General features: G+C 47.4%; 11 protein-coding genes. 7 read left to right on the forward strand and 4 right to left on the reverse strand.

The window, feature by feature from the left end; translation table 11 throughout:
- Nucleotides 1-11: 11 nt before the first annotated feature.
- The 5 genes from ACQSGY_RS28660 to ACQSGY_RS28680 all read left to right on the forward strand — a co-directional run bounded on the left by ACQSGY_RS28660 (nucleotide 12) and on the right by ACQSGY_RS28680 (nucleotide 4,516).
- Nucleotides 12-1,688 carry a response regulator gene (locus ACQSGY_RS28660; RefSeq protein ID WP_216517703.1) on the forward strand — a complete coding sequence of 559 codons (1,677 nt, stop codon included), beginning with the start codon at nucleotides 12-14 and terminating at the stop codon, nucleotides 1,686-1,688.
- An 87-nt stretch (nucleotides 1,689-1,775) separates the two neighbouring features.
- Nucleotides 1,776-2,114: an STAS domain-containing protein gene (locus ACQSGY_RS28665; RefSeq protein WP_110898366.1), complete on the forward strand. Its 339-nt coding sequence runs from the start codon at nucleotides 1,776-1,778 to the stop codon at nucleotides 2,112-2,114.
- A gap of 18 nt (nucleotides 2,115-2,132) precedes the next feature.
- Nucleotides 2,133-2,585 (forward strand): anti-sigma B factor RsbW, encoded by a 453-nt coding sequence (gene rsbW, locus ACQSGY_RS28670; protein WP_145406036.1) that lies wholly within the window; start codon nucleotides 2,133-2,135, stop codon nucleotides 2,583-2,585.
- Nucleotides 2,582-3,355 carry a sigma-70 family RNA polymerase sigma factor gene (locus ACQSGY_RS28675; RefSeq protein WP_111268407.1) on the forward strand — a complete coding sequence of 258 codons (774 nt, stop codon included), beginning with the start codon at nucleotides 2,582-2,584 and terminating at the stop codon, nucleotides 3,353-3,355. Before rsbW ends, ACQSGY_RS28675 begins: the two co-directional genes overlap by 4 nt.
- Nucleotides 3,356-3,496: 141 nt before the next feature.
- The gene (locus ACQSGY_RS28680; protein WP_427181963.1) at nucleotides 3,497-4,516 is read left to right on the forward strand and encodes a magnesium transporter CorA family protein; all 1,020 of its coding nucleotides are present in this window, start codon (nucleotides 3,497-3,499) and stop codon (nucleotides 4,514-4,516) included.
- Nucleotides 4,517-4,539: 23 nt separating this feature from the next.
- On the opposite strand, the gene ACQSGY_RS28685 is transcribed toward ACQSGY_RS28680, so the two are convergent.
- From ACQSGY_RS28685 to ACQSGY_RS28700, 4 genes are all read right to left on the reverse strand, one after another.
- Nucleotides 4,540-4,905 carry a DUF5665 domain-containing protein gene (locus tag ACQSGY_RS28685; RefSeq protein WP_145406038.1) on the reverse strand — a complete coding sequence of 122 codons (366 nt, stop codon included), beginning with the start codon at nucleotides 4,903-4,905 and terminating at the stop codon, nucleotides 4,540-4,542.
- A gap of 94 nt (nucleotides 4,906-4,999) precedes the next feature.
- Nucleotides 5,000-5,407, reverse strand: a complete 408-nt coding sequence (locus ACQSGY_RS28690; protein ID WP_216517705.1) for a YtxH domain-containing protein — start codon at nucleotides 5,405-5,407, stop codon at nucleotides 5,000-5,002.
- A gap of 86 nt (nucleotides 5,408-5,493) precedes the next feature.
- Nucleotides 5,494-5,751, reverse strand: coding sequence for a GlsB/YeaQ/YmgE family stress response membrane protein (locus ACQSGY_RS28695; protein ID WP_216517707.1), 258 nt, complete (start codon nucleotides 5,749-5,751; stop codon nucleotides 5,494-5,496).
- Between the two features lie 135 nt (nucleotides 5,752-5,886).
- The gene (locus ACQSGY_RS28700) at nucleotides 5,887-6,591 is read right to left on the reverse strand and encodes a phosphatase PAP2 family protein (protein ID WP_427181965.1); all 705 of its coding nucleotides are present in this window, start codon (nucleotides 6,589-6,591) and stop codon (nucleotides 5,887-5,889) included.
- A gap of 231 nt (nucleotides 6,592-6,822) precedes the next feature.
- Here ACQSGY_RS28700 and ACQSGY_RS28705 point away from each other — a divergent pair, with 231 nt between their 5' ends.
- Nucleotides 6,823-7,827, forward strand: a complete 1,005-nt coding sequence (locus tag ACQSGY_RS28705) for an asparaginase (protein WP_216517712.1) — start codon at nucleotides 6,823-6,825, stop codon at nucleotides 7,825-7,827.
- A 150-nt stretch (nucleotides 7,828-7,977) separates the two neighbouring features.
- Nucleotides 7,978-8,448: a pirin family protein gene (locus ACQSGY_RS28710; RefSeq protein ID WP_427181967.1), complete on the forward strand. Its 471-nt coding sequence runs from the start codon at nucleotides 7,978-7,980 to the stop codon at nucleotides 8,446-8,448.
- The last annotated feature ends 46 nt before the right edge of the window (nucleotides 8,449-8,494 follow it).

Raw genomic sequence — 8,494 nt, forward strand, 5'->3', positions numbered from 1 at the left:
TAGGCTTAGCTATGGGGCTCAATGAACCAATCCACATATTACTGGTAGATGACCGCCCTGAGAACCTGCTTGCGCTGGAGGCGGTTCTGGAATCCGAACAGTACAAACTCGTCAAGGCGACTTCTGGAGAAGAGGCACTCCGTTGTTTGCTCAAGGATGAATTTGCGGTCATTGTACTTGATGTGCAGATGCCTGGGATGGACGGGATTGAGACAGCAAAATTAATCAAGGCACGGGACAAATCGAAGGATGTGCCTATCATTTTCATCTCTGCGAACAGCAGGGAGGCTGAGCATTTGTTTGCCGGTTATTCAGCGGGGGCTATTGATTATATGGTCAAACCGTTTATCCCCCAGATTTTAAAGTCCAAAATTGAAGGTTTCGTAGAGATGTTCCTCTCGAACAAAAGGCTGAAAACCCAGACGATGCTGCTTCATCAGAAGACACAGGAGCTGGAGAAGATCAACCAGCAGCTCGTTCAGGCCAAGGAAGAAGCTGAAATTGCGGCTAATGCCAAAACCGAATTCCTGGCGATGATGAGCCATGAAATCCGTACACCGATGAACGGAGTTATTGGCATGGTTGATCTGCTGATGGAAACCGACTTGAAGGAAGATCAGAAGGAGTATGTCGATATCGTTCGCCGAAGTGCGGATGCGCTCGTTACTGTAATTAATGACATTCTTGATTTTACCAAGATGGAGTCTGGAAAAATGGAGCTGGAGGAGCACCCGTTTGAGCTGGTGTGCTGTATCCGTGAAGTGCTTGGGCTGTTCGCTGCAGAGGCAGGCAAGAAAAATCTGGAGCTGGATTATTTCCTTGAGGATTCTGTGCCAGAATTAATCTACGGGGACATGGCCCGGCTTCGCCAGGTGCTGCTGAATTTGATTGCCAATGCAGTCAAGTTTACGGATCACGGCGGTGTATACCTGATTGTATCGGTGAAGGAGGAGGCGGGAGGCAGCATGTCTCTGGAGTTTGCCGTGAAGGACACCGGAATAGGCATCGCGTCCGATAAGGTAGATCGTTTATTCCAGCCCTTCTCTCAGCTCGATACGTCCATGACCCGAAAATACGGTGGAACAGGCCTCGGCCTGGCGATATGCAAAACGTTGGTTGAAATGATGGGTGGACAGATTTATCTCGACACCTCGGAGAAACAAGGGGCTACGTTTGTATTCACCATTCAGGCCAAGCGTTTTGTTGAATCGGAATTGGTGCAGAGGAACGGTGAAGAGAATGTAACAGATGTGGAGAACGAGGGCCAGCATCCAACCGTGCTCATTGTGGATGATCACCCGATCAATCAGAAGTTGATGGCGATCATGCTGCACAAATTGGGGCTGCTCTCCGATATTGCGGAGGATGGTCAGAAGGCGCTGGATATGGTGAAGGCAAGTCCGTCACAGTATGATTTTGTATTTATGGATTTACAGATGCCGGTAATGGACGGTCTGGAATGCACGAAGCGCATACGTGAGACCGTACCCCAGCAGCTGCAGCCTGTTATTATTGCGATGACGGCTAATGTGATGGAAGGCATCCAGCAGCGCTGTACAGAAGCCGGAATGGATGATTATATCAGCAAGCCGGTGAAGATGGGCAGTGTCAAACAGAAGCTTGCACATTTTCAGAAGAAACGTCAGGTCGTGAATCCAGGCGGTTCAGCGATGAATCAGGCCAATTGAAACTTTTACCAGTTTTGTTTTCTGATTCACTTGCCCGTAAGTTGGGTTATAAGGTAAGGAAACCAATGATCAGGAGAGAGATGTCTAATGAATACAAATAAAAATGAAAAATTCAATGCAAGAACCGAGACACATGACGGTGTATGCACAGTGTATCTAACTGGCGAGCTGGATTTGTCGGTTGCTCCTGACTTCCGTTTGGTAATGGAACCACTGGTGGATAATAAGGAGCAGGACCTCATCATTAACATGAAAGAATTAAAGTACATCGATAGCACAGGGATTGGTATCCTGTTATCTGTTCTCAAGGCCAGACATGGAATGGAAGCTCGCTTTGAAGTACAGGAAGTTCCTGCGCAAATTCAGAAACTTTTTGATATGACGGGTATAGCCAAATTCTTTGTTACACAGAAGAATTCCCAATAGGAAAGGATCGAAAAAGGAATGAATGCAGAAGTTCAAAGAGTGACTCTTAACTTACCGGCGACAGCTGAATATGTGGATATTGTAAGACTTAATCTGTATGGTGTTGCGTCCAAAATGGGATTCTCTTATGAAGACATTGAGGATATGAAGGTTGCTGTGTCGGAAGCCTGTAACAACTCCGTATTATATGCCTACTCCCATGAAGGCGGCATGGTTGAAGTTGTATTTGAAGTGAATGGCGAGTCGCTTGCGATCACTGTCAAAGACGAGGGTGCCAGCTTCGAGCATGTGAACCCGGCAGTATCACGTTCTGGCCTTCATGACAAAGAGCTGACAGACGCTCAGATCGGCGGTTTGGGATTCTATCTCATGCAAGCCCTGATGGACGATGTCAGTGTGGAAAGTGAGACGGGCAAAGGTACGAAAGTAGTACTCGTAAAACGTCTTGCCAAAAGTGAGGAGAAAGTATGAATGAAAAAGTGACTCCCCCAGAGTCCATGTCTGAAGCGATCGGTTTGATCTGGGAATACCAGCAAACACAGGATAACGAGATCGCAACCGTTCTTATCCGTAAATATGAACCGATGGTCAAAATGGCAGCGGGTAAAATTGCCCGGAATCGACCCGATCTGTATGAGGATCTGTATCAGACCGGCCAGATGGCTTTGATTCGATTGCTGAAGCAATACGATATTAATCTGGGGATTCCGTTTGAACCGTATGCGATGAAAAGCATGATTGGTCATATGAAAAACTATCTTCGCGATAAATCCTGGTACATTCAAGTGCCAAGAAGGATCAAGGAAAAAGGCGCATTGGTGCAGCATGCCATCGATGAGTTAACGGTGAAGCTGGAGCGTTCACCCGGTGTTAACGAAATTGCCGAGTATCTTGATCTGTCACCGGAGGAGACGATTGAGGTTCTCGCTGGCCGCGAATGTTATCACTATGTATCACTGGATTCTCCATTATCCCAGGATGATAGTGCAGCGACCTTAGGCGAGCTGATCAGCGCAGATGTCAATGACTTCGATTCGGTTGAAAAACGGATGGATCTGCAGCAGGCATTGGGACAGCTGAAGGAACAAGAGCAGAAGGTACTTATTTTAGCATTTCAGGACGGACAGTCACAGCGAGCCATTGCGCAGAAGCTGGGCGTTTCGCAGATGAGTGTATCCCGGATTCAGAAGCGGGCTACTGAAAAATTGAAGCAGATTATGTCTAATGCTTCCTTGCTATGATCTATCATATTTATAGTTGCCTGAATACGGCTTGATAAGGACACGGTATTGCACTGGAATGCATACGTGTCCTTTTTGGATTTATCAGACGGGTCATGACCAGGCAAGGGACAGAAAAGATGTGTAAAGGAGGGTGACCAAATGCAGCAAATGAAGCAAGAGGCTCGGCGTGATCAGTTATTCTGCTCAGCGGGGTGGCAGTGGTGGGATTGGGTCGCGCCCGATGCCAGCAGTATGGAAGGCGCGGTTGATGATCTGGCGCAGGCGTTTCCTGATATGGATTATTGGCTGCGTAAAATACCGGAGGTGGAATCGAATTATCTGTCGGTACGTTATGTGAATGGAACAGAAGCCGTGATTTTTGGTTCCTTATTATATGCGGTGAAAAACGAGCGAGAGGATACCCGGAGAGGAAATCAGATGTTCTTTTACGTTGATCGCCATCATCTGGTTACCCTTAATCTGGATGATAACACAAGAGAGATCATGAAAACGGGCGAACGTGTTCACATACTGCAGCAGTGTACTCAGGCCAATGAAGGCATGTTTGTGCTGTTTCGGGCTATTCTGCATTATTACCATGTGGGCATGGACCATTTTGAGATGAACCTGCGTGATCTGGAGCGCAAGATGGAGAGCCGTAATGCACGTACATTAATGGATCAGATTCTGGCGGCCCGGTTTGAACTGCTGTACTGGAGCAATCTGTTTATTCCTTATTCCGAATTAATGGCAGCTTCCAAGGAGGCTTATCTTCAGGAGATTACAGAGAATCGTTTCTACCAGCAGCTTCAGTACCGTGTCGAGCGGATGGAATGTCTGTTCCAGCATTATGAAAAAGAGATTGATACCCTTATTTCGATCGACAATGCGATATCGGGAGTCCGTGGCAACGAAATTATGAAAACATTGACGATTGTAACGTCCGTGTTCACTCCGGCTACAGCAGCAGGGGCGATCTGGGGCATGAACTTTGAGAATTTACCTCTGATCGACAAGACATGGGGCGTGGTGCTTGTTATTGTGCTGATCTTGCTCAGCATGCTCGGTATGTACCTGTGGATGATGATGAAAGGATGGACAGGGGATCTGCTAAAAGTGAAATCTGCCCAGTCTTCCGCACAGGGGAACCGGGACAAAGGAAAAGAGGAACCGCGATAGTCACAGACCGGGCGGTTCCTCTTTTATTTTTTGTAATCTTCGATGTAACCAAGCAGGTCGGCAATATACTGGCCCACGATGGGCATGTTAACGAATTGACTAAGAATAAAGGCAAGCAAACCGAGTACGACAAACGTACCTACGGTTAATCCAAGTCCTCTAGCCATACCTGCAGTGAAATTGGTAATGATACGTTTTTTGGGATTGCTGTAATTTTCAATGATATCTTTGATCTGCGCTCTCTCCAGACTGTCAGCAATCTGATCGAGACGTGTATTCAGCCGCTTGACCTCGTGCCTCAGCTCGAAAGGATGTTCATTGATGTCATACTGCTGTGCAGGAGGTGCTCCCGTGATGGGGGTATTTCCGTTCATTGTGACTTTACTCATGTATTTGTCCTCCGTCTGCTCAGGATATGTTCAGGATAAAAAATAGCCAGCTGCTTGCAGCTGGCTATGTATTGCTAGACTCTGTAAGAGCAATTTACAAGCTGGTTGAGTTCAGTTCTTTACGTGCATCTTCCTTCGCTTCTACGGAAGCGGCAGCCACTTCTTCAGATGCACGGGAAGCTTCTTCAGCAACATCAGCAGATGCTTTTTTTACAGAATCCATTACGTCATTACGACTTTGGTTTACCGTTTTAGCCAGATCGGACGTTTTGGCTGACACCGTTTTGGCAAGCTCGGAAGCTTTATCTCCAACAACCGTTGCCACTTCCTTTGTACGATCAGTTACCAGGTTTACTTTTTCAGAAAGGTCACCGCGCAGCTCGCGTCCTGGTTTAGGGGCGAAGAGCAGGGCTGCCGCAGCGCCCAACAATCCTCCGATGAAAAGACCTTTGGCGAATGTCGAACCGCTTTGTACTGGATACTGTTCTTCTGTTTTATTCATGTTTAATCACTCCTTAATGTAATTTAAAAATACAAAACCACCATGCGGTTTATACATGTGAAACATCGAACACCGTGCAACCCGAATCAGGCAGACTGTCTTAGCAGTCTGGACACAAGCCCCAGCAAGAAAACAAAGAGCGCTGTACCAATGATGGCGGGTATGACTGCAAAGTTGCCGATAACCGGTCCCCAGTTACCAAGCAAAAGCGCTCCCAGCCACGCTCCGGCAAATCCGGCAATCATCGCGCCAATCACACCGCCCGGCATGTTGTGCCCGGCAAGTGCATCTCCAATTAAACCGATAATGATGGCCATGACAATGCTGATAATGATGCCCCACATAACAACCGCCTCCTTTTCAACTTGATGCAGGATGTTGTCTGTTCGCGTTTGCTTACTTCGTATATAAACGCCATGCAACCCTGTGAAACAACGAACTGCCGGATGAATAAACTGGAAATAGGAGGAAGGCAGCCGTTAAAAGGCTCGTTTTATTCCTTGAATCCAACATATCACCCAGACAAGTCCGGAAGCAAATCCTGCCAGTACATCTGTAGGATAATGAACCCCCAGCATAATTCGGCTAAGACCGATAAAGACAATAAAGAAGACACCGAGCATCACAGGAAGCCATCTTTGAAAGGCTCTGTATTGCCTCCACTCCAGAGCCCAGATCACAAAAAGCATGCCGTAGAAGCCCATAGAAATCATGGCATGACCACTGGGATAACTATAACCGTGGGCAGCAAGCAGATGCTCCAGCTCGGGCCGGCTTCTTCGGAAAATTTCTTTTAGTAATGTGTTCAGCATCCACATCATCGCAAAGCTTGCACAGATCACATAGCCATAGATCGTCGCTCGGTGACGTCGCTGTACAAAGCAGATCAGGGCGAAGCCTGCTGCGGCCAAGGCCGATATTTTGAACGAACCGAGTGCAGTGATCCATGAAGTATAGGGCAGCAGAAGCAGGCGAGCTTCCGAATTCAGGTAGAACAGCTGCTGAATTCGGCCGTCCAGCGTCAAAATGCGATCTGGCCCCATCCATACCCCGATACCTGCCAATAATAAAACGATCGCTGCACTGAGAAGAGAAGCAAGCAGTGTATATTTCAGTAAAGGCTTTATAGGGACAGGGACGCCCTGTTGCGGATCAGATGAGAGAGGTTTAGAATTTCGTAGCATCAATCGTATCTCCTTCAACGAAAGTGTAGTGCATTATGAAAGCTGATCATGCTTTACCCAAAAGGTCTGTCGAAAAAACTGTAAAAGTGTCGGTTTTGTACTATACTAATGAGGATATCCCATGCGGCGCCGTGACGCAAAGCAACGCAGAGATAAATTCGGGAGTGTATATGTAAGTTGACATCGACTTGCATGTACAAGAATTTGGCAATATAAAGGAGAGAAAGTCGCATGGAGAGTGCGCTGTTAGTTAAAGAATACCGTGCTGGTGTGATGGAATGTGCCCACTACGGACATATATGTATTACAGATGAGCATGGTCGTGTTGTATATTCGGCTGGTGATCCTCATTTCAGAGCTTTTACCCGATCATCTGCGAAACCATTTCAAGCCATTCCGGGTATTCGTGCCGGCATTGACCACCACTATAATCTGGAGCCGCAGGAGATTGCCATCATGGCATCATCCCATCGCTCTGAACCGGAGCATATCCGGGTGCTGGCACAATTGGCTGGCAAAATCGGACTTGGCGAGGAATGTCTGATCTGTGCACCAAGTTATCCGTTAAATGAAGAGAGCCGCAACGACTGGCTGCGCGCCCAAGGAGAGAAGCGCCGTATACTGCACAACTGCTCGGGGAAACACCTCGGCATTCTGGGCTACAGCCAGATGAAACAGCTTGATCTGAGCAGTTATGCCGAGCCGCATCATCCCGTGCAGCAGGAAATACTTCACACGCTGGCAGGTCTGGCAGGTATTGAAGTAACAGATATTCAGCTTGGGACGGATGGCTGCGGCTTTCCGGTATTTTCGCTGCCGCTGTCTGCACTGGCAAGTGCATACCTCAAGCTGGCTTGCCCTGATCTGATTGCCGATGCACCGACACGTACCGCTGTAGAAACAATCACTGCGGCAATGAACCAGCATCCGCTGATGGTGGGTGGTACGAACCGGGTGGATTCCGTGCTGCTGGAGGACGATAACATTGTAGCCAAGGGTGGATTTAAGGGTGTGTTTGGTTTTGCGCTGAAAAAAGAGAGACTTGGCATCACGTTTAAAGTGCTGGACGGCTCCGAGGAAGAATGGGCTTCTATCGCACAATCGATTCTGGAGCAGATCGGATATGCTAACAAAGCAACCATTGCAAGGCTGGCCGAAGCATTTCCTGCTGGTATTCGTAATGATGCAGGCACGCTTGTCGGACATATGGACAGTGAATTTGTGCTGAACTCATGATTAGATAGCGAGTAACCTTTAGAAGGAACGTGATTAGAATAACCGGGCGCCGGGTAAAAATCACATACCAATTGGTATTGATCTATAAAATTCTAAACACGCATGGAATACTGCTGCAAGGCAGTTCCAATCCCCTGGAGGTGGATGAATATGATTAAAGTAGTGACATCGGAAGAAAGGCACACGTCGGATCGAGGCTGGATACACAGTGAATTCAGCTTTTCTTTTGCAGATTATGAGGACCCGAGCAACGCCCATTTCGGATGTTTGTTAGCTCATAATGACAACACGCTGATGCCGCAGGAAGGCTTTAAGAAACATCCACATCATAATCTCGAAATTGTCAGCTATGTGATATCAGGAACGCTTAAACATGTGGACAGCATGGGTACAGAACAGCTGCTGGAGGCGGGAACGGCTCAGGTTATGAGTGCAGGCACGGGCGTGGAGCATTCGGAAACGAACCCGTCTGAGGATGAGCCGGTACGTTTTCTGCAGATGTGGTTTCTTCCCTCTCATCGAGAGCTGAAGCCATCCTATGCTTATCGTAAAATAGAAGAAGATGCATATTTGAACCGCCTGTATCCGATCACTAGCCATGCAAATAACCTAACATTATAAATTAATATTTTTAGCAATTCTCTTTAACAGTGAAATAAAGAATATA

The sequence above is a fragment of the Paenibacillus sp. TC-CSREp1 genome, from assembly GCF_050171015.1.
In the GTDB taxonomy this organism is placed as follows: Bacteria; Bacillota; Bacilli; order Paenibacillales; family Paenibacillaceae; genus Paenibacillus; species Paenibacillus silvae.